Annotated in this window: 17 protein-coding genes; 12 read left to right on the top strand and 5 right to left on the bottom strand. The window is 66.1% G+C overall.

Annotation, left to right across the window (positions count from 1 at the left end):
• The first annotated feature begins 203 nt into the window (after positions 1-203).
• The gene (locus Q0J54_RS03330; RefSeq protein ID WP_296303964.1) at positions 204-1475 is read left to right on the top strand and encodes an amidohydrolase family protein; all 1272 of its coding nucleotides are present in this window, start codon (positions 204-206) and stop codon (positions 1473-1475) included.
• Between the two features lie 45 nt (positions 1476-1520).
• Here Q0J54_RS03330 and Q0J54_RS03325 read toward each other — a convergent pair whose 3' ends face one another.
• The gene (locus tag Q0J54_RS03325) at positions 1521-1667 is read right to left on the bottom strand and encodes a hypothetical protein (protein ID WP_296303963.1); all 147 of its coding nucleotides are present in this window, start codon (positions 1665-1667) and stop codon (positions 1521-1523) included.
• Between Q0J54_RS03325 and Q0J54_RS03320 the strand changes: the two genes are divergently transcribed.
• The 10 genes from Q0J54_RS03320 (at position 1666) to Q0J54_RS03275 (ending at position 12730) form a co-directional block, all read left to right on the top strand.
• Entirely contained in the window at positions 1666-2271 is a 606-nt protein-coding gene (locus Q0J54_RS03320; protein ID WP_296303962.1) for a MarC family protein, read from the top strand. The two genes, Q0J54_RS03325 and Q0J54_RS03320, sit on opposite strands and share 2 nt — an antisense overlap.
• Before the next feature lie 245 nt (positions 2272-2516).
• Positions 2517-3827, top strand: a complete 1311-nt coding sequence (locus tag Q0J54_RS03315) for an NCS2 family permease (protein ID WP_296303961.1) — start codon at positions 2517-2519, stop codon at positions 3825-3827.
• A gap of 1 nt (position 3828) precedes the next feature.
• On the top strand, positions 3829-5169 hold the full coding sequence (locus Q0J54_RS03310) for an amidohydrolase family protein (protein WP_296303960.1): 1341 nt from the start codon (positions 3829-3831) through the stop codon (positions 5167-5169).
• Positions 5166-6548: a sodium-dependent transporter gene (locus Q0J54_RS03305; RefSeq protein WP_296303959.1), complete on the top strand. Its 1383-nt coding sequence runs from the start codon at positions 5166-5168 to the stop codon at positions 6546-6548. Before Q0J54_RS03310 ends, Q0J54_RS03305 begins: the two co-directional genes overlap by 4 nt.
• 132 nt (positions 6549-6680) lie before the next feature.
• Positions 6681-8060, top strand: a complete 1380-nt coding sequence (locus tag Q0J54_RS03300; protein WP_296303958.1) for a sodium-dependent transporter — start codon at positions 6681-6683, stop codon at positions 8058-8060.
• A gap of 68 nt (positions 8061-8128) precedes the next feature.
• Positions 8129-8767, top strand: coding sequence for a signal peptidase I (gene lepB, locus Q0J54_RS03295; protein WP_296303957.1), 639 nt, complete (start codon positions 8129-8131; stop codon positions 8765-8767).
• Positions 8768-8828: 61 nt separating this feature from the next.
• The gene (locus Q0J54_RS03290; RefSeq protein WP_296303956.1) at positions 8829-10358 is read left to right on the top strand and encodes a YifB family Mg chelatase-like AAA ATPase; all 1530 of its coding nucleotides are present in this window, start codon (positions 8829-8831) and stop codon (positions 10356-10358) included.
• A gap of 170 nt (positions 10359-10528) precedes the next feature.
• Entirely contained in the window at positions 10529-11011 is a 483-nt protein-coding gene (gene dut / locus Q0J54_RS03285) for a dUTP diphosphatase (RefSeq protein ID WP_296303955.1), read from the top strand.
• Positions 11012-11206: 195 nt separating this feature from the next.
• Positions 11207-12406: an aspartate aminotransferase family protein gene (locus Q0J54_RS03280; protein ID WP_296303954.1), complete on the top strand. Its 1200-nt coding sequence runs from the start codon at positions 11207-11209 to the stop codon at positions 12404-12406.
• Positions 12407-12511: 105 nt separating this feature from the next.
• Positions 12512-12730 carry a TraR/DksA family transcriptional regulator gene (locus Q0J54_RS03275; RefSeq protein ID WP_296303953.1) on the top strand — a complete coding sequence of 73 codons (219 nt, stop codon included), beginning with the start codon at positions 12512-12514 and terminating at the stop codon, positions 12728-12730.
• A gap of 692 nt (positions 12731-13422) precedes the next feature.
• On the opposite strand, the gene Q0J54_RS03270 is transcribed toward Q0J54_RS03275, so the two are convergent.
• Together Q0J54_RS03270 and Q0J54_RS03265 are read right to left on the bottom strand one after the other, a co-directional pair.
• Complete coding sequence (locus Q0J54_RS03270; RefSeq protein ID WP_296303952.1) at positions 13423-13959, bottom strand: translation initiation factor 2; 537 nt, start codon at positions 13957-13959, stop codon at positions 13423-13425.
• 74 nt (positions 13960-14033) lie between these two features.
• A complete protein-coding gene (locus Q0J54_RS03265) occupies positions 14034-15029 on the bottom strand; it encodes an OmpA family protein (RefSeq protein WP_296303951.1) in 996 nt (331 codons plus the stop codon).
• A 212-nt stretch (positions 15030-15241) separates the two neighbouring features.
• Here Q0J54_RS03265 and Q0J54_RS03260 point away from each other — a divergent pair, with 212 nt between their 5' ends.
• The gene (locus Q0J54_RS03260) at positions 15242-16093 is read left to right on the top strand and encodes a hypothetical protein (RefSeq protein ID WP_296303950.1); all 852 of its coding nucleotides are present in this window, start codon (positions 15242-15244) and stop codon (positions 16091-16093) included.
• Between the two features lie 171 nt (positions 16094-16264).
• On the opposite strand, the gene Q0J54_RS03255 is transcribed toward Q0J54_RS03260, so the two are convergent.
• Together Q0J54_RS03255 and Q0J54_RS03250 are read right to left on the bottom strand one after the other, a co-directional pair.
• Positions 16265-16957 (bottom strand): carbonic anhydrase, encoded by a 693-nt coding sequence (locus tag Q0J54_RS03255; protein WP_296303949.1) that lies wholly within the window; start codon positions 16955-16957, stop codon positions 16265-16267.
• 8 nt (positions 16958-16965) lie between these two features.
• Complete coding sequence (locus Q0J54_RS03250; protein ID WP_296303948.1) at positions 16966-18717, bottom strand: methyl-accepting chemotaxis protein; 1752 nt, start codon at positions 18715-18717, stop codon at positions 16966-16968.
• Positions 18718-18755: the final 38 nt, after the last annotated feature.

The raw sequence follows: 18755 nt of genomic DNA, 5'->3' as shown, positions 1-18755 counted from the left end.
CACGCTCCGCGTGCTTCCGGGGGGGCGGGATCGTCCGCATCCCTGCCGCTTGCCCGGCAAAGCGCGCCGGGGAAGAAATGGGGGCCCGGGGAGAAGGGGACGGCGTCGACAGCCCCCGGGCCAGTCCGGCGGCGGGAGCGTCCTGGCGGGGGACGGGCCGGAAACAACAAGGTGTCAACCATGCTCCACACGGGGAGGCAAATGTGAAGACCGTGCTTCAGGGCGGCGTCGTGGTGCGCCCGGATGGCGTTTTTGCCGCGGATATTTCCTTTGAAAACGGCAGGATTCTGGAGATGAGCGACCGTCTGCCCGTCGATGGGGCGGAAACGGTGGATGCGTCCGGCTGCTATGTGCTGCCCGGGGCCGTGGATGTGCTGGTGCACTGCCTGCCGGAACGACTGGAAAAGACCGGCGAAGCGGCGGCACGGGGCGGGACGACCTGTCATGGCTGGGTGGCCGTCGCCGACGGGGGGGACGTAGCGTCGGTCGCGCTGCCGGTGGATGTGGTGCGCCTTGCTCCGCTGACCTCGGACGCGGCGGGGGGGACGGCGCCCCGCCTGCTGGGGGAGAGGCGGCTGGAAGCGGCAGGGGCCGTCGTCGGCGAGCTGCACGCGGCGGCGAGCGCGGGGACGGTCGTCCTGGCGCGTCCCGAGCTGCCCGGCGTTTGCCGTTTTCTGGAAGATGAGCTGCGGGCGGCGGGCAGCACGGCGGTACGTCACTGGCCGGCGGCCTCGCCGGGATATGTGGAAGAGGAGGCCGCGCGTCTGGCGGTGTCGCTGGCCCGGGCGGCGGGATGCCGTCTGGGGCTGTTGCCCCTGTCCACGCACGGCGCGCTGGAGGCGGTGCGGCAGGCGCGGGAGCGGCGGCAGCCCGTGTGGGCGGCCACGAGCCCTCAGTATCTGCTGCTTGACGAGACGGCCTATGAGGAAGGCGCGGCCGAAGGGCTGAAGTACGCCATGCGTCCGCCGCTGCGCGCGGCGGGGCAGGCTGCCCGCCTCTGGGACGCGCTGAGCGACGGCCTGCTGGATGCCGTGGCGTCCGACCATCACGATACGACTTTTGCCGCCAAGTGGGAAGCCGGCTCGGCCGATGCCTTTGCCTGTCCGGCAGGCATCCCGGGGGTGGAGACGCGCTTGCCGCTGCTGTTCTCCGAAGGGGTGCTCAAGGGCAGGCTGACCCTGCCCCGCCTTGTCCAGTGTTTGTGCAGCGAACCCGCCCGGGTGCTGGGGGTGGGGGAGCGCAAGGGGGATCTGCTTCCCGGTTTTGACGCGGACATCTGCCTGCTGGACCCGGCGGACGAGCGCCTGCTCACGGCCCGACGCCTGCATCAGGGAGACTACACCCCCTTTGAGGGGATGAGCGTGCGCGGCTGGCCGCGCATGGTCTGGCTGCGCGGCAACCGCCTGCCTGCCGACGGCCATGAGGAAGAGACGCCCGCGCGGCACGGCATGTGGCTTTCCGGCGGCGGCGACTGACCATATTTGACTTGGCAGACGGCACGAGGGCGCGTATAACGCGCCTCACCGGAAGGCAAACAGGCGAAAGGCGACGCCATGCGGGCCGCATGGGCCCGGCGCAGCGCTTCCGGTGGCGGCCGGTGTCGCCTTGCGGTCCGCACAGCCGGTCAGCAGGAACAGTCTTTTTGTCAACAAGGGTTTCAGATTCATGGATCAGAACATCATCAGCGAAGTCGTCAGCACCACAATCAAGATCTACGCCATGATGACGCCGCCCGCCGTGCTCAGCGCCTTCATCAGCGGCACCAGGGATTACGACAGACGCCGCAAGACGGCCACGGCCATCAAGACGTCCTCGGCGGCCTTCATCATCGGTCTGGTGCTCTATCTGTTCGGGGCGCACATCTTCGCGCTTTTCGGGTTCACGCTGGATGCCTTCCGCATCGGCTCGGGCGTGCTGCTCTTCCTGACGGCCGTTTCGCTCATGGGTGAGGAAAAGGATAAGGATCATACCCAGAAGGAGGGGGACATCAGCGTCGTGCCGCTGGCCATCCCGCTGTGCATGGGGCCGGCCTCCATCGGCGCCATCATGGTCATCGGCGCGTCGGCCAGCACGCTGCGCGAGATACTGGTGGGCGTGATCTCCCTTTTTCTGGCCGCGCTGGGGATCTTCCTCATGCTGCTCATGTCCCACAGCGTGGAACGCGTGCTGCACAAGACCGGCATCGCCGTGCTGGCCAAGCTGACCGGCCTTTTGCTGGCGGCCATCGCCGCGCAGGTGATCTTCACGGGGATGAAGGCCTTTTTGAACTAGGGTCTGTCACCACTACTCGCTGACTGTTCGGGGGAAGGGGGTCCCCTTCCCCCCAGACAACGAAGCGTATCAACAGGCTCTGCGGGCCACGGGAGAGCGGATCTTGCCGGGAGCCATGCCGGTGCGGCGGCGCGGGCGGGTGCGTCGGCCTGCCGCGGGACGGCCGCGGGAGAGCGGAATATCTTCGATAAACCCACGGATGGCTCCGGCACGCTCGCCCGGGGAGCGTATCCGGCAAGGAGCGTATGGTCATGATGGAGCGCCTTTTTCGTCTTTCGGCCCACGGGACCAGCGTTCGACAGGAATGCCTGGCCGGTCTGACCAGTTTCATGTCCATGTGCTACCTGATCTTCGTCGTGCCGGGCATGCTGGCGGATGCGGGCATGCCGCGGGAGTCGGTCGTGGCGTCCACCATCTGGGTGACCGTTCTCATCACCCTCATCATGGGGCTCTGGGCGCGCTTTCCCGTGGGGGTGGCTCCCGGACTCGGCATCACGGCCTTTTTCGCCTACTATGTCTGCGGGCCCGCGGGCTATACCTGGCAAACGGGGCTCGGCGCGGTCTTCATTTCCGGCATCGTCTTCCTGCTGCTGACCGTGACCCGGGTACGACAAATGATCATCGACGCCGTGCCGATGGACCTCAAGTACGCCATCGTGGTGGGTGTCGGCGCGTTCATCGCCTTCATCGGCATGAAGAATTGCGGGCTGGTGGTGGCCGATGCCTCCACCTTTGTGGCGCTGGGCCATCTGACCGAGGCCTCGCCCCTGCTGGCCGTGGGGGGGCTCTTTCTCATCGGGGCGCTCATGGCGCGCAACGTGCCGGGGGCGCTGCTCATCGGCATCGTGGGCATCACGCTGGCGGGCGTGCTGAGCGGGGTGACGCGGCTGCCGGAAGGCGATCTCGTGAGCTTCGCTATCCCGCTGCCCACGGAGACCTTCGGCCAGATGGACATCGCGGGCGCGCTGCACCACGGGCTGTTTTCCATCATCTTCACCCTGACCATGGTGGACATGTTCGACAACATGGGCGTGCTCATGGGGCTTGCCCGCAAGGCGGGCTTCATGCGGGAGGACGGCCGCATCGACAATCTGGACCGCGCGCTCATCACCGACTCCATCGGCACCATGACCAGCGCCGTGCTGGGGGCCACCACGGCCACCAGCTATCTGGAATGCGCGACAGGCGTGGCCCAGGGCGGCCGTACGGGCCTGACCGCCGTGGTCATAGCGGGCCTGTTCGCGCTGACGCTTTTCTTTGCGCCGCTGGTGGCGGCGGTGCCTTCGTACGCCACGGCGCCGGTGCTCATCATCGTGGGGGCCCTGATGATGCAGGATGTGGTACACATCCGCTTCCGGGATTTTTCGGTGGCGCTGCCCGCCTTCCTGACCATCATCCTCATGCCGCTCACCTTCAACATCGCCACGGGCTTCGGCTTCGGCTTCATCAGTTTCGTGGCCCTGCGTCTTTTGTGCGGACGGTGGCGTGAGGTCAGCCCCGTCATGTACATTGTGGCCGTCTGCTTTGCCGCCAACTTCATCCTGCGGAGCCTGTGATATGGAAGCCGATCTCATCCTGAAGGGAGGGACACTGATCTGCATGGACCCCCAGCGGTCCGTGCGTCAGGCGGATCTGGTCATCAGCGGCGGACGCATCGCCGCCGTGGAGAGCGCGACGCGGCAGAAGGCCCGGCGCGTCCTGGACGTCACGGGCGCGGTGGTCCTGCCCGGTTTCGTGCAGTGCCGTACGCGGCTGGGTCTGACCTTTTTCCGCCGTCCCGAAGAGCCGGCGTCGCCGAACAGGCGGCAGCGGCTGGCCGGACTGGAAGCGGCGCACGACAGGGCCTCGGCCTTTTCCGCCGCGGCGCTGGGGGTGGCCGAGCTGCTGCGCGGCGGCACGACCTGCGTGCTGGATATGGGCGACGGCACACAGGCGGAGATGCTTTTTCAGGCGGCCGACGGAATGGGCCTGCGCGGCGCATTCGGCAAGGCGCTGGCCGACAGGGGAGAAGAGGGCTTGCCCAGGGCCCTTTACGGGACGGCTGAGGCGCAGCTCAAGGACGTGGAATTCTTGTGCCGGCGCTGGCACAACGCCGATGGCGGACGGCTGCGCTGCGCGGTGAGCCTGCGGGGCCTCATGTGGAGCAGCAGGCTGCTGCTGAACGGGGCGGCCCAGACGGCGCGCGGCCAGGGGCTGCTGCTGACCGTCGGCGTCGCGCCGGACAGGGAGGCCATGCGCGAACTGTCCGAACGCTACGGCGTCGAGCCTTTGCGCTACCTGCTGGACAGCGGTTTTGTGGGGCCGGACACGGCGCTTGGGCAGTGCGACGTCTGCCGCGTCGAGGACCTGCCCCTGCTGGTGCGCAGCGGCGGCAGCATCTGTCATTGCCCGGGCGAGACCATCGTGTGCGGCGAGGGGCGCGTGTCCCTGCCGGAGATGCTCTCCGCCGGGGTCAATGTGGCCCTTGGCTGCCAGGATCCCCTCTGGAATCCCGATCTGGACATGTTCACGCTCATGCGGCGGGCCATCGAGCTCCAGGAGACGCGGGAGGGCGGCCCGGCCACGCTGTCGCCGCGCGCCGTGCTGGAGATGGCGACCCTTGGCGGGGCGCGGGCGCTGGGCATGGCCAGCGAGATCGGCTCGCTCATGCCGGGGCGCAAGGCGGACATCACCGTGCTGCGGCTGGAGGGCGCGGCGACCCTCACGCCCGAAGCGCTCATCGCGCAGGTGGTGCGCACGGCCACGGCGGAGCAGGTCAGTCATACCCTTGTGGGCGGTCGCGTGCTGCTGGAGGAGGGGCGTCTGGTCGATGTGGACTGGGAGGGCCTTGTGGTGGAGGCCGCGCGTGAGGCGGCGGCCCTGCGGCGGCGCGCTGACGGTCAGGGGGCCGAAGCATGAGCGCGCCGCGCGAGATGCTGGGCAGTCGTCTGGGCTTTTTGCTGCTGTCGGCGGGTTGCGCCATCGGTCTGGGCAATGTCTGGCGTTTTCCTTATATCGCCGGGGCTTACGGCGGGGCGGCGCTGGTGGGGATCTATCTGCTCTGCCTGCTGGCCGTGGCGCCCATCCTGGTGATGGAGCTTGCCGTGGGCCGGGCGGCCCGCTGCAACATGGGGCGGGCCCTGCGGGTGCTGGAACCGGCGGGCACGCACTGGCACCGTTGCGGCTGGTTCGCGCTGGTGGGCAGCTATCTGCTTATGATGTTCTATACCACGGTGACGGGCTGGCTGCTGGCCTATTGCTGGTATATGGCCTCCGGGGCGCTGGCGGGGCGCGACCCCGCGGGGGTGGGGGCCTTTTTCGGGCGGATGCTGGCCACGCCCTCGGTGCATGTGTTGTCCATGAGCGTGGTGGTCGGTCTGGGCTGCCTGATCTGCGCTCTTGGCGTGCGGCGGGGCGTGGAGCGGGTGGTCAAGGCCATGATGCTGGGCCTGCTGCTCATCCTCGTGCTGCTGGTGCTGCGGGCCGTGACCCTGCCGGGAGCGGGGGAGGGCATAACCTTCTATCTGGCTCCCGACGTGGCGCGCCTGCGGGAGGCCGGACTGTTCACCGCCATCAACGAAGCCATCAAGCAGGCCTTCTTCACCATCTCGGTGGGGATAGGTTCCATGACCATTTTCGGCAGCTATCAGCCGAAGGATCGCTCGCTCACCGGCGAGGCGGCCCTCATCGTGGGACTGGATACCTTTGTGGCGCTCATGGCCGGGCTGATCATCTTTCCGGCCTGCTTCGCCTTCGGCGTCGCTCCCGACGCCGGGCCGGGCCTCGTTTTCGTGACGCTGCCCAACATCTTCAACAGCATGCAGGGCGGCCTGATCTGGGGGACACTCTTCTTCATCTTCATGGGCTTTGCGGCCCTGTCCACGGTCATCGCCGTGTTTGAGAACATCATCTCCTACAGCGTGGACGTCTGGGGCATGTCGCGCGGCCGGGCCACACTGCTGCATCTTTTCGGCCTCTGGCTCTGCTCCCTGCCCTGCGGCCTGGGCTTCAATGTGCTTGCCGGCTTCCAGCCGCTGGGGCCGGGCAGCAGCGTGCTGGATCTTGAAGATTTCCTCATCAGCAACAATCTGCTGTTCGCGGGGACGCTGCTCTTCCTTTTCTTCTGCACCACCCGCCGCGGCTGGGGCTGGCAAAATTTTCTTGCCGAGGCCAATGCCGGGCAGGGGCTGCGCTTTCCGTCGTGGCTGCGGATCTATTTGCAGTATGTGCTTCCCTGCCTGATTTTGTTCATCTTTGTCATGGGATATGTGGAGCGCCTGGAAAAGCTGCTGCGCTGACTCCGCCGTCCGGCGCCGGCGCGGCGGACAGGTGCACCGCCATTGCGTCATGGGCCGGACTGGGCTATGGTAAGCGGCTGCGCACGGCCATGAGATGCCTGCGCGGGATTTCGTCCGCAAGAGGAACCGCTCATGTCTGAACACGCGCAACGTGAAATGCTGGGCAGCCGTCTGGGCTTTCTGCTGCTGTCGGCCGGCTGCGCCATCGGTCTCGGCAATGTCTGGCGTTTTCCCTACATCACGGGAGCGTACGGCGGGGCCATCTTCGTGGGCATCTACCTGCTCTGCCTCATGGCGGTGATGCCGACCATGATCATGGAGTTCGCCGTGGGGCGCGCGGCCCGGCGCAACATGGGTCTTGCCTTCCGTCTGCTGGAGCCTCGCGGCAGCCGGTGGCATCACTGCGGCTGGTTCGCCTTGGTGGGCAGCTATCTGCTTATGATGTTCTATACCACGGTGACGGGCTGGATACTGGCCTACTGCTGGTATATGGCCTCCGGCGAGCTGAGCGGGCTGGCACCCGAGGCGGTGGGGGCCTTTTTCGGCGCGACCCTCGGCAAGCCCGGCGTGCAGATCATCGGCATGACGCTGGTGGTGCTCATCGGCTGCGGCGTCTGCGCCCTGGGCGTACAGAAGGGCGTGGAGCGGGTGGTCAAGATAATGATGCTGGGCCTGCTGCTCATCCTGGTGGCGCTGGTGCTGCGTTCCGTCACCCTGCCGGGCGCGGGGGAGGGCATCGCTTTCTATCTCGCCCCGGATGCCGCCAAGATCGGGCAAACCGGGCTGTTCGCCGTCATCAACGCGGCCATGAACCAGGCCTTCTTCACGCTGTCCGTGGGCATCGGGGCCATGTGCATCTTCGGCAGCTATCAGCCGAAGGACCGTTCCCTTACCGGCGAGGCCGTGTGGATCGTGGGACTGGACACCTTTGTGGCCATCATGGCCGGTCTCATCATCTTCCCGGCCTGCTTCGCCTTCGGCGTCAAGCCCGACGCCGGGCCGGGCCTCGTCTTCGTGACGCTGCCCAACATCTTCAACAGCATGGAGGGCGGCCACATCTGGGGCGCGCTCTTCTTTGTCTTTATGAGTTTTGCGGCCCTGTCCACGGTCATCGCCGTGTTCGAGAACATCATTTCCTATACGGCGGACGTCTGGGGCATCCCGCGGCGGCGCGGCACGGTGCTGCACTTGGTCGGCCTCTGGGTGCTTTCCCTGCCCTGCGCGCTGGGCTTCAATCTGCTGGCCGACTTTCAGCCGCTGGGCGCGGGGAGCTCCGTGCTCGATCTGGAGGACTTCCTCATCAGCAATAACATCCTCCCGCTGGGCGGGCTGATCTTCCTGCTGTTCTGCACCATGCGCCGCGCCTGGGGCTGGGACAACTTCATCGCCGAGGTGGACATGGGCGAGGGCCTGAAGTTCCCGCGCTGGCTGCGCGGCTACCTGACCTATGTCCTGCCCTGTCTCATCGTCTTTGTGCTGGCAATGGGCTATGTGGACAAGTTCTGGAAGTAGACGCCGGAGCCTGTCCTTTCCCGTGAACCTGTGAACATTCCGCCTGCGGCAGGGCGGAAAGGTGTGTTATGAGCGAGATTCTGGGCGGCGGCCGCCGCCGCAAAAAATCCCTGGTGCGCGAGTATGCCGAAGCGCTGGTTCTTGCGCTCCTGCTGGCGCTGGTCATCCGTACCTTTGTGGTGCAGTCCTTCAAGATCCCTTCGGAATCCATGATGAATACCCTTCTCGTGGGCGATTATCTGCTGGGGGACAAGTTCACCTACGGTCTCAAGATTCCCTTTACGGACATCTCCATCTATGACGGGCGCGATCCGCAGCGGGGGGATATCGTCATCTTCGCCTATCCCAAGGATCCTTCCATCGACTTCATCAAGCGCGTCGTGGGCGTCCCCGGGGACGTCATCGAGGTACGCAACAAGCAGCTTTACCGCAACAACGAGCCGGTGCGTGAAAGCTTCATCCGCTTCACCGACCCCGACAACATCATGGGCGTGCGGGACAACTACGGCCCCGTGACCGTGCCCGGAGGGCATTACTTTATGATGGGCGACAACCGCGACAACTCGCAGGATTCGCGGTTCTGGGGTTTTGTCGCACGTGAGGCCATCCGCGCCCGGGCCTGGCGCATCTACTGGTCCTGGGATTCGGAGGCGGACGGCCTCATGCAGTCCGTCCGCTTCGGACGGCTGGGCAAGCTCATCGAATAGACGAACGGCAAAAAGGGCATGGCGCGGGTCATGCCCTTTTTGCGCGACAAGGACGGACAGCATGGTCATTCGCCTGAACAGCGCCGGATGGGAAGGGGTGGACGCCTATCCCGTTGACGTGGAAGTGGAGCTGGTCCGGCAGGGCCTGCCCGCCTTTTCTCTGGTCGGCCTGGCCGAGGCGGCGGTGCGCGAGGCCCGGGACAGGGTGTTTGCCGCCCTGCGGGCCGGACAGTTTCGACTGCCGCCGGCGCGCATCACCGTCAACCTGGCGCCGGCGGGGCGGCGCAAGAGCGGCACGGCCTATGATCTGCCGCTGGCGCTGGGGCTGCTCATGGCCGCGGGGCAATTGCCGCCGGATTGTCTGGCGGATGCCGTCATCGCCGGGGAGCTTTCCCTTTCCGGGGCGGTGCGGCCGGTTTCCGGCATCTTGCCGCTGGCCATCCTTGCCCGCCGCATGGGCGCGCGGCGCTGCATCGTGCCGCCGGCCAACGGGCAGGAGGCGGCCGTGGTGCGGGGGATGGACGTGTACGCCCCGCGCACGCTGGCCGAATGCGTGGCCTTCCTGCAGGGCGAGGCACGGCTGGAGCCCCTGACGCCGGGAACGGATGCGGCGGCCGGCGGCGATCCGTCCGGCGGGGATTACGCCGAGGTCAAGGGACAGCAGGCGGCAAAACGGGCGCTGGAGGTGGCGGCGGCCGGCGGACACAATCTGCTTATGATCGGTCCGCCCGGCAGCGGCAAAACCATGCTGGCCCAGCGTCTGCCTTCCATCCTGCCGCCCCTTTCCTTCGAGGAGGCGCTGGAGGTCACCACCATCTACAGCGTGGCCGGGCGTCTGCGGGACGGGGGCGGGCTTGTGCGTACGCGGCCGTTTCGGTCGCCGCACCATACGGTGTCGGAAGCGGCGCTGGTGGGCGGCGGCAGCCATCCCCGGCCCGGCGAGGTCTCTCTGGCGCATCGGGGAGTGCTGTTTCTGGACGAACTGCCGGAATACGGCAAGGCGGTGCTCGAGGCCCTGCGACAGCCGCTGGAGGATGGCGTGGTGAGCATCGCCCGCGCCAGCCAGAGCGTGACCTTTCCCGCCGACTGCATGCTGGTGGCGGCCATGAATCCCTGTCCCTGCGGCTACCACGGCGACCCGCGCCATGCCTGCACCTGCCGTCCCGAGCAGCGGGCGCGGTATCGTGCCCGGCTTTCCGGGCCGCTGCTGGACCGCATCGACGTCCATGTGGAAGTGCCCGCCGTGCCGTATGAGGATTTGCGCAGCGAGCAGCCGGGGGAAAGCTCGGCCGACATGGCGCAGCGTGTGAGCGCGGCCCGGCAGCGCCAGCAGGCCCGCTTTGCGGGAACGCCAGTGCGCTGCAATGCCGGACTTTCCGGCGCGCTGCTGGAGCGGCACTGCGCGCCGGATGCCGAGGGGGATGCCCTGTTGCGGGCGGCGGTGCGCGGCCTCGGCCTGTCGGCCCGGGCCTATACCCGCATTTTGCGGCTGGCCCGCACCATCGCCGACCTGGACGACAGCCCCGGGCTGCGCGGGGAGCATATGGCGGAAGCCATTTCCCTGCGGGTGCTGGACCGCCCGGCGGACTGAGAGGCTGTGAGCGAAACGGCGGGCGGACAGCCGGGAGACGACGTTTTTTTTGTTTGCCGTGATTTCCCCTCTCGACCTGCGGGCGCAAGTTTGGCATGCTATCGCCCGTCCCGCTCCTCCTGCCCGCGCGTGAGGAGCGCAACCTCCGCCACGAGTAGACGATCCTTTCCATGTCAGAACCTTTTCTTTCCGCCTCCTGCCCTGTTCGCCTTGCCTTCGTCCGTCCCGATGCCGAAGGGCTCTATGCCGGCGCGCTGGTGCCGGCCACCCGGCTGTCCGCCGGCTTCGATCTGCGCGCCTGCCTGGATGCGCCCGAGATCCGCATAGCCCCCGGAGCGCGCGTCTGCGTGCCGTCGGGCATCAGCGTGCAGCCTGTGCGGGCGGATCTGGCGGGTTTTCTGTATTCCCGCAGCGGGCTCGGCGCGCGCGAGGGGCTGACCGTTGCCCAGGGCGTCGGCCTCATCGACCCGGACTATACGGGAGAGATCCTCGTCATGCTGCTCAATACCTCCGGTGAGGAACGCGTCCTGCGGCGGGGGGAGCGCATGGCCCAGCTCGTGTTCCAGCCCGTCATCCGCCCCATGTGGGAAGTGGTGGAAAGGCTTGAAGATACCGAGCGCGGCAGCGGCGGTTTCGGACATACCGGACGATAGCGCGGCAAGCGCGCCACGCCCATGCCGTGCGCCCACACGGCCCGCTGAACGACGGAAAAGGGGAGAGGCGTGTGGTCGCATGGAATTTTTTCAGTGGCGTTCCGTGGTGCGGGGGCTGACGCCCCGTCAGTGGCCATCCGCCGGGATCGCCGGAACAATTTAGCGCCGCCTTGCGGCCCCGTGAGGAAAAGTGTCATGTCGGAAGCCTATGATGCCGTTGTTGCCCGTGAAGAAGAGCTGCTCTGCCGTTCCTACAGCCGTTACCCGCTGGCCATCGTGCGCGGGAAGGGATCGCGCCTCTGGGATGTGGACGGCAAGGAATATGTGGATCTGCTGGCCGGTATCGCCGTGGTGGGGCTGGGGCACTGCAACGACGAGATCTGCGACGCGCTGGCGGCCCAGAGCCACAAACTCTGGCATGTGAGCAACCTTTTCTATCAGGAGGAGCAGCTTGCCCTGGCCGAGAAGCTGCTTGCCACCACGCACCACGAAAAGGCCTTTTTCTGCAACTCCGGGGCCGAGGCCAACGAGGCGTGCATCAAGCTGGCCCGCCGCTATATGCGCAGCGTCAAGAAACGCGATGCGTATGAGATCATCACGCTCGGCAACTGCTTCCACGGGCGCACCCTTGGCGCGCTGGCGGCCACCGGCCGGGAAAGCCTGAGCGACGGCTTCACCCCGCTGCCCGAGGGCTTCCGGCAGGTCCCCGCCGGGGATCTGGCGGCGCTGGAGGCGGCCATCAGCGACAAGACCGCCGCCGTGCTGCTGGAATGCGTACAGGGCGAGGGCGGCGTGCTGCCGCTGCCCGCGGACTACCTCAAGGGCGTCGAAGCCCTGTGCCGCAAGAAGGACATCCTGCTGCTCTGCGATGAGGTGCAGGCCGGCATGGGCCGTACCGGCAAGTTCTGGGCCTTCCAGAACTACGACATTCGCCCCGACGCCATCAGCGTTGCCAAGTCGCTGGCCAACGGCCTGCCTATGGGGGCCATGCTGGCCACCAATGAGGCGGCCCGGGGCTTTGTGGCGGGCAGCCATGCCACCACCTTCGGCGGTGGCGCGCTGGTCTCCGCCGTGGCGGCCAGGACCATCGAGATCATGGAGCGCGACGGCCTTGTGGAACGGGCGGGACGCCTTGGCGCGGAAGTGCGGGCGGCGGCCGAAGCCCTCATGCAGCGCGTGCCCGGCAAGATCCGCGAAGTGCGCGGGCTCGGTCTGATGATCGGCATCGAGCTGTGCGAAGACGGAACCGACGTCTGGAAGGAACTCATCCGGCGCGGTTTCATCTGCAATCTGAGCCACGGCGTCACCCTGCGCCTGCTGCCGCCGCTCACGGTGGACAAGGCGGATCTTGAAGCCTTCCTCGCCACGCTGGAAGACATTCTGCAGGGCCGCTAGACCTTTTCGGTTTACAGCCGACCGGCTGTGTGCTACACGACGACATCACTCATACGGCAACCTTGCTGCGGCAAGGTTGCCGCTTCCTTTGCCAAGGAGAAAAGCATGGATGTTTTTGATCAGGCCACGGAACTGGAACGACTGGACAGGGAATCCGCCCTGCTGCGCGCCCGCTCCCAGATGGACCGTGGCGGCCCGGAATGGATAGACGGTGTCCCCTGCTGCCGGGAATGCGGCGAACCCATCCCGGCCAAGCGGCTCGAGGCCCTGCCCGGAGTGGGGCTGTGCCTGAGCTGCCAGGAAGAACGGGAATCCAGTCACTAAGCCTGTTATCACTCTTCACCGCCGTTTTTGGGGGAAGGGAGACCCCTCGTTCTTCCGTCGATGCCCGTAAGGCCCCTGCCGCCACCTGACAGACACGGCCCTGCGGGCAGCCATCCGGGCGCTCCCTTCCTCCCAAATCCTCCAGTCTTTCCCCGGCGCGCTTTGGGGTAGCAGAAGAGACAGGCCGCGAGGCCCCGCCTTCAACGGTACGCGGAGTGTGTACAATGTCCTTGGCGTGCCCGGTAACATCAGGCGGAAACTTCAGGCGGCCGCCCTCCCGGTAATCCCGGCGTTTGCGGGCGAAGCCCCGCACCAACAGTGACGGGAGCGCACGGGAAGGCGGCGAAGCATCGATGGCTGTGGGGAAGGAGCGCCGGTGGCGGTCCTTCCCTTTTTTTGTCCACTTCCAGGTGACGAAAAACGGCGGAGAGCAAAGGCTCTCTGCCGTTTTTCGTTCGGTGTGCCGTGCGGGCACAAGGCGCGGCCGGATGCCATGCCCTGCCACCGCCGGCCGGCGTCGTCGGCCTGTCAGTGCGCCGTTCGTTCTGGAGCGTTTTCCGTTGGGAACGTGTTGCACTTCAAGCCATACGGCCTGCCGTTTCGCGGAAAAAGCGCGGTTTTCCCGCTCCCTTCAGGCCCAGGCGGCGTTGTGCCGCCGTCTCGCCTCCTCCCGTTTTCAAGGGCAAAATGTCCTAGAACTGCCACTTTTTGCCGTCGTAGCGGATGAGCTCGTTGAGGTTGCGGGTGCGGATACGTTCGCACTGCTTGGTGGAAAGGGCTTCCTGGCGGGTGGCGGCGCGGCACTCGTACTCATATTCGCTGTAGCGGATGAAGCCCACATACTGGCCCTTGCTGCCGGGGCGCATATCCGTGGAAACGCTGCTCTGGTCCACTTCGATGTAGTTGGCAACATATTCCTTGCCGACCTTGCGTACGGAGCGGCTGGTCTTGGAGGGCATGACCGTACGGGCGGCGCGGCCCACGAGCTGCTGGCCGGTCACCTGGAGATCGGCACGGATGCGGGCTTCACCCCTGAGGCTGGCGGTCGAGGCTTTTTCCGCCTTGGCCGCCGGCTCCGCTTTTTCCGTCACCGCGGGTTCAGCCTGGGGAGCTTCGTCTTTCTGCTCCACGGCGACAGGGTCGGTGGAGCCGCTGTCGCCGCCAAACAGGCCGCAACCGCTCAAGGCAAGGCAGAGAACAAGGGCAAGGGGGGTCAGAATGCTTTTCATGGGTACTCCTGAATGTGAGAACCCGGCGAGTTTCGCCGGGTCCTCTGATTTACTGATGGGCTACGCGATCCGCTTTATTCGAACGAAAGCTCGGTGCGGCGGTTCATGTAGCGACCTTCTTCGGTCTTGTTGTCGTACTTGTAGGACTTGCCCTTGCCGATGGCGGTCATGCGGCTGGCGGGAATGCCCTGCTTGGCCAGGTAGCTCTTCACGGAGTTGGCGCGGTTCTGAGAGAGCTTGGCGTTGTAGGCGTCGGTACCCATGTAGTCGGTCCAGCCGGTCAGCACCACGCGCTTGTTGGGCGAGGACTTGATGAGCTCGGCGGCTTCGTTGAGGATGCCCATGGCCTTGCTGTCGAGGGCATAGGAATCAAAGGCGAAGTTCACGCCACGCAGGACGATGACGGTCTCTTCCTGGCAGAAGACGGCCAGCACGAAGCGTTCCACGGCGGCGTCGCTCTTCACGAGGTCTTCGCCACGCACCACGACGGTGGAGGGGTTCAGAGCGGCCAGGGCCTTGATGTTGGCTTCGCCGTTGGGCGTATCGGCAAAGGAGATGATGTGCAGGGTCACGCCACGCTGGCTGGCATACAGCTGGCGGGCGATCTCCACGAAGTCCACGCCGCGGTTGTTGTCGCCGTCGGTCACGAGGATGATGGCGCCGGGCTTCTTCATGGCGTTGAAGGCCGGGGTGTAGACCTGAAGGCCGTCACCCATGCTGGTCATGCGGCCGAAGATGGTGAAGTCGGACTTGAGCTGGCTGATGCCGGCGTCCATGGCGGCGCGGTTCCAGGGGCCCTGTTCGATGATGGCGCCGTTGGGGCTGATGGTGTGCAGACCACCGTAGTAATCCAGCGCCGGGATGGCGGCGTTGACGCGCTTGAGGGCGGTTTTGGCCGCTTCCATCTTGGGCTGCTTGAGATCCTTGTTGTTCATCATCATGGAGCCGGAATAGTCCACGACGAAGTCAAAGCTTTCGATCTTCTTGTTGCACACAGGGGCCGCGGCGGCGGCGACGGCATAGCTGAGCACAAGGGCCGCAGCCAGCACCAACAGACGAATGGACTTCATAAAGCCTCCCATAGGTTTTCTCCTGAATCCAGGAAATTTTGCCCGCCATAACGCCCTCCCGTACACTTCGTTCGGGGAATGGCTTCTTTTGCTATACACTTTCTAGAGAAGAACCGCAAGCGAATATCGGTTGATGCTGCAAAAGGCGGCGGAGCGGCTGGACAAGCATCTCGCAGCCCGCTACTACTGGACGCATACCAAAGGATTCAGCAATGGGTGCATTGTCATTTACCAAGTGGAGCCCCAGCGGCAACACCACGCTGCTTTTTTCCGCCGGGGACGTTCCGCCGGCGCGGCAGGCGGCCACGGCCGCACAGGCGCTGATGCCGCATCAGCTGGGGGGAGAGCAGGCCGGTTTCTGTCAGATGCGGGAACGGCGTCTGCGCATGGCCGGCGGGGAGTTCTGCGTCAACGCCACGCGCGCCTTCGGGGCGCTGCTGGCGCTGGAGGCGGCACGCGCCGCCGGGCAGGGCGGCGATGGCTGTCCGCAAGACCAGCGGGCGTTCGCCTGCGAGGTGCAGGTCTCCGGCTGGCAGGGACCGGTTGGCCTGCGCGTTCGGGGATGTTTGCCGGAATGGCAGGTGGCGGCGGATATGACCTTGCCCGCCTGTCCGGTGCAGCAGCCGGCGGCCGGGGTGACGCTGGTGCGCCTGCCCGGCATCGCGCATCTGCTCCTTGATGAGCGGCACGGCTTCCCCGATGATTTCCTGGCGGCGTCGGCGCTTCTGCGGCGCGAGTACGATCTGGAAGCGCTGCCGGCCTCGGGCATCGTCTGGTGGCGGCAGGTACAGCATCAGCTGGAGATGTTCCCCGTCGTGCATGTGCGGGACGCGGGAACCACCTGTCTGGAAAACGCCTGCGGGTCCGGGGCGCTGGCGCTGGGCCTGCGGCTGTGTCCGGCCGGGGAGCGCCGGATCTTCACCATCCTCCAGCCCGGCGGCGAGCCACTGACGGTAACGGTGGACAGGCAGGGCGGCAGCGTGCTGGCGACGGTGGAAGGGCCGGTGCGTCTGGTGGCCGAAGGCCGGCTCTGGCTGCCTGAGGGGCCGGAGGGCGGGGCGTAGCGCCTGACGACGGCTTCCATTGTTGAGATTGGGGGGAGCTCCCTTCCCCAGTGCGCTTTCTTCAGGGGAAGAGACGGGGATCCGCGGCGCCGCCCCGCATGGCCGGCGGAGCGTGTGCGGGCACGTTATCTCGTTTCTTGAAATAGCGTGTCCAATGTGTTTCGACGCGCTCTAGCCGTCTTCCGCCAGGCGGCGCAGGTAGGGCCCGAGGCCGGAGAGATCCCGGTGCAGGCCGTGTTCGTGCAGGGACTCGAAGCATTCGGTGTCGGGAAAGTAGGCCAGCAGGTCGCCGATCTCCATATCGAAGTACCAGGCATGCAGGGACAGCCTGTGCTCGGCCACCCGCCGTTGTATCCAGGGGTAGGAGAGCAGGTTCTCCACCGAGAGCAGGACGGCGGCCTCCTCGCAGTTGCGGCGATGGGCCGCGGCGTCCAGTTCATCGGTGTCGTTCAGTCTGTCCAGCGCCGGGCGGGCGATGGCGACCCAGTGGGCCACATGGCTGTCCGGCGGCGTGGCCTCGGGATGCATGAGGGCATGGATGCCGCCGCAGCAGGAGTGCCCCAGCACGATGATGTGCTCCACCTTGAGATGCCGTATGCCGTATTCCAGCACGGCCAGCACGGCATCCCCGCGCCCGGCTTCCGAAGCGTGCGGGACAAGGTTCGCCACATTGCGCACCACAAAGATGTCGCCGGGGTCGCAGCCCATGACCAGGGCCGGATCCGCCCGGGAATCGCTGCAGGCGATGACCAGCGCCCTGGGGTGCTGTCCGTCGCGCAGGGCGGCGTAGTAATCCACTTCCGCATCATAATAATAGCGGCGGAAGTTCTTGAAACCGTCGATGAACTTGTGGAAGTCCCGCATGCCGTCGCCTAGCGCTTGAGCCGGTCGATGAGTTCCTTGAGCGAAGCGGCCATGCCCACCAGGGCCCGCACCTGTTCTCCCGCCGTTTCCATGGCGGCGAAGTTCCTGTCGGCGATGTCGCGCACCTGCCGCATGCCGTCGGAGACGGTCACCACAATGCCGTGCTGTTGCTGGGCCGCGGCCGAAATCTGCGCGGCGTTGCTCTCGTTGTGACTGGCGGCGTCCACGATCTCCTGCAGGGCGGTCCCGGAGCGGCGGGCCAGATCGTCCGCCTCCTCCACGGCCGTGCGGGCATCCTGCATGAAGCTCACGCAGGAATGGATGGCCGACTGGATCTCCCCGATCTTGTCGCCCACTGAGGAGGTGGCGACGACGGTCTTTTCGGCCAGCTTGCGCACCTCGTCGGCCACGACGGCGAAGCCGCGCCCCGCTTCGCCGGCGCGCGCCGCCTCGATGGCCGCATTGAGCGCCAGCAGATTGGTCTGATCGGCGATATCCACGATGACGCTCATAATGTCGCCGATGCTGCCGGCGGTTTCGTCCAGCTGGCGGAGGTCCCTGTCCTGTTTTTCGGCCATGACCAGCAGGCGGTTCATGGATTCCTCGCAGCCGCGCACCACCTCCATGCCCTTTGTGGCGCTGAGGCGGGATTTGCCGGCGTCCTCGGTGGTGAGGGCGGCATTCTGGACGATCTCGCCGGCTGCCGTCGCCAGCTGTTCCACATTGGCCATGTTGCATTTCATCTGGCGGTTCTGATCGACGCTGCCGGTATTGACGGCCTCCACCTGGGTGGCGAGGCTTTGTGAACTTTTGGCCAGATCCGCGGCGATGTCGTCGGCCCGGGCGGCGATGGCGGTCATTTCCTTGAGCAGGCCGCTGATGCGCGCCTCCTTGTCCTCGGCGGCGCGCAGGGCATTTTCAGCCCGGTCGGCATGGGCGAGCGCCTCGCGCGAGGTCGCTTCATTCTCGGCCAGCTTTTGCTTGAGGCTGTCCAGCAGCGAGGCGAGCGCCTGGGAAAGCTGGCCCGCCTCATCCTTGCGCGGCAGGCGCAGGTCCACGTCCAGATTGCCGTTCACCACTTCGCGCGCGCGTGCCACAAGCTGGCCCAGCGGGCGGCTGATGGAGCGGGCGAAGAGCACGCTGGCAACGGCCAGCATCAGCATGGCGATGCTCTGCATGATGACGAAGAGCCACTGGGTGGAGTGCCCCACCTCCAGATATTTGTGGGCATCCTGCTCCGACGCCGCCAGGACGAGATTGCGGATGACTTCCAGGTTCGCCAGCACCTCGGCCGAGGCCCGCTCGGTAACGTCCTGGAAATAGGCTTCCGCCTCCTTCTGCTTGTCCTCCCGCTTGAGTTCCTGGATGCGCAGGGCGCTGGCGTGCAACGCAAGGTGAGGCTTTTCCAGTTCCGTAAAATGCTGCGCCGCCTCGGGCAGGAGTTCTTCCAGCGTTTTTCGTTCCCCGGAATACAGCCATTTGCCGAGCGCGCACAGCCGCCCGTCGGACTGGATGGCCGACATGTCGGCATCAGGGCCGTCCAGCACGATCTTGTGCAGCCGCTCCGTCCATTTGAGGTGGTCCACCTCGCGCAGCGTCAGCGTCAGCGCGAATTTCTGCTTGGCAAGGGCCGTATCGGCCAGGTGCATGATGTTTTCCGAGGAAAACCACGCCACCGCCGAAAACAGCAGCATGGCCGCCAGCGAACCGGTAAAGCCCAGCGCCAGCTTCTTGTTGATGGAAAGGTTCGCCCAGAGCATCCGTCCTCCCTCCTGAACCGATTAAGATTTTTCCTTAC

It is taken from the genome of uncultured Desulfovibrio sp. (genome assembly GCF_944324935.1).
In the GTDB taxonomy this organism is placed as follows: domain Bacteria; phylum Desulfobacterota; class Desulfovibrionia; order Desulfovibrionales; family Desulfovibrionaceae; genus Desulfovibrio.
The sequence above is the reverse complement of the archived record's forward strand: the minus strand, read 5'-3'. Positions and strand labels throughout refer to the sequence as shown.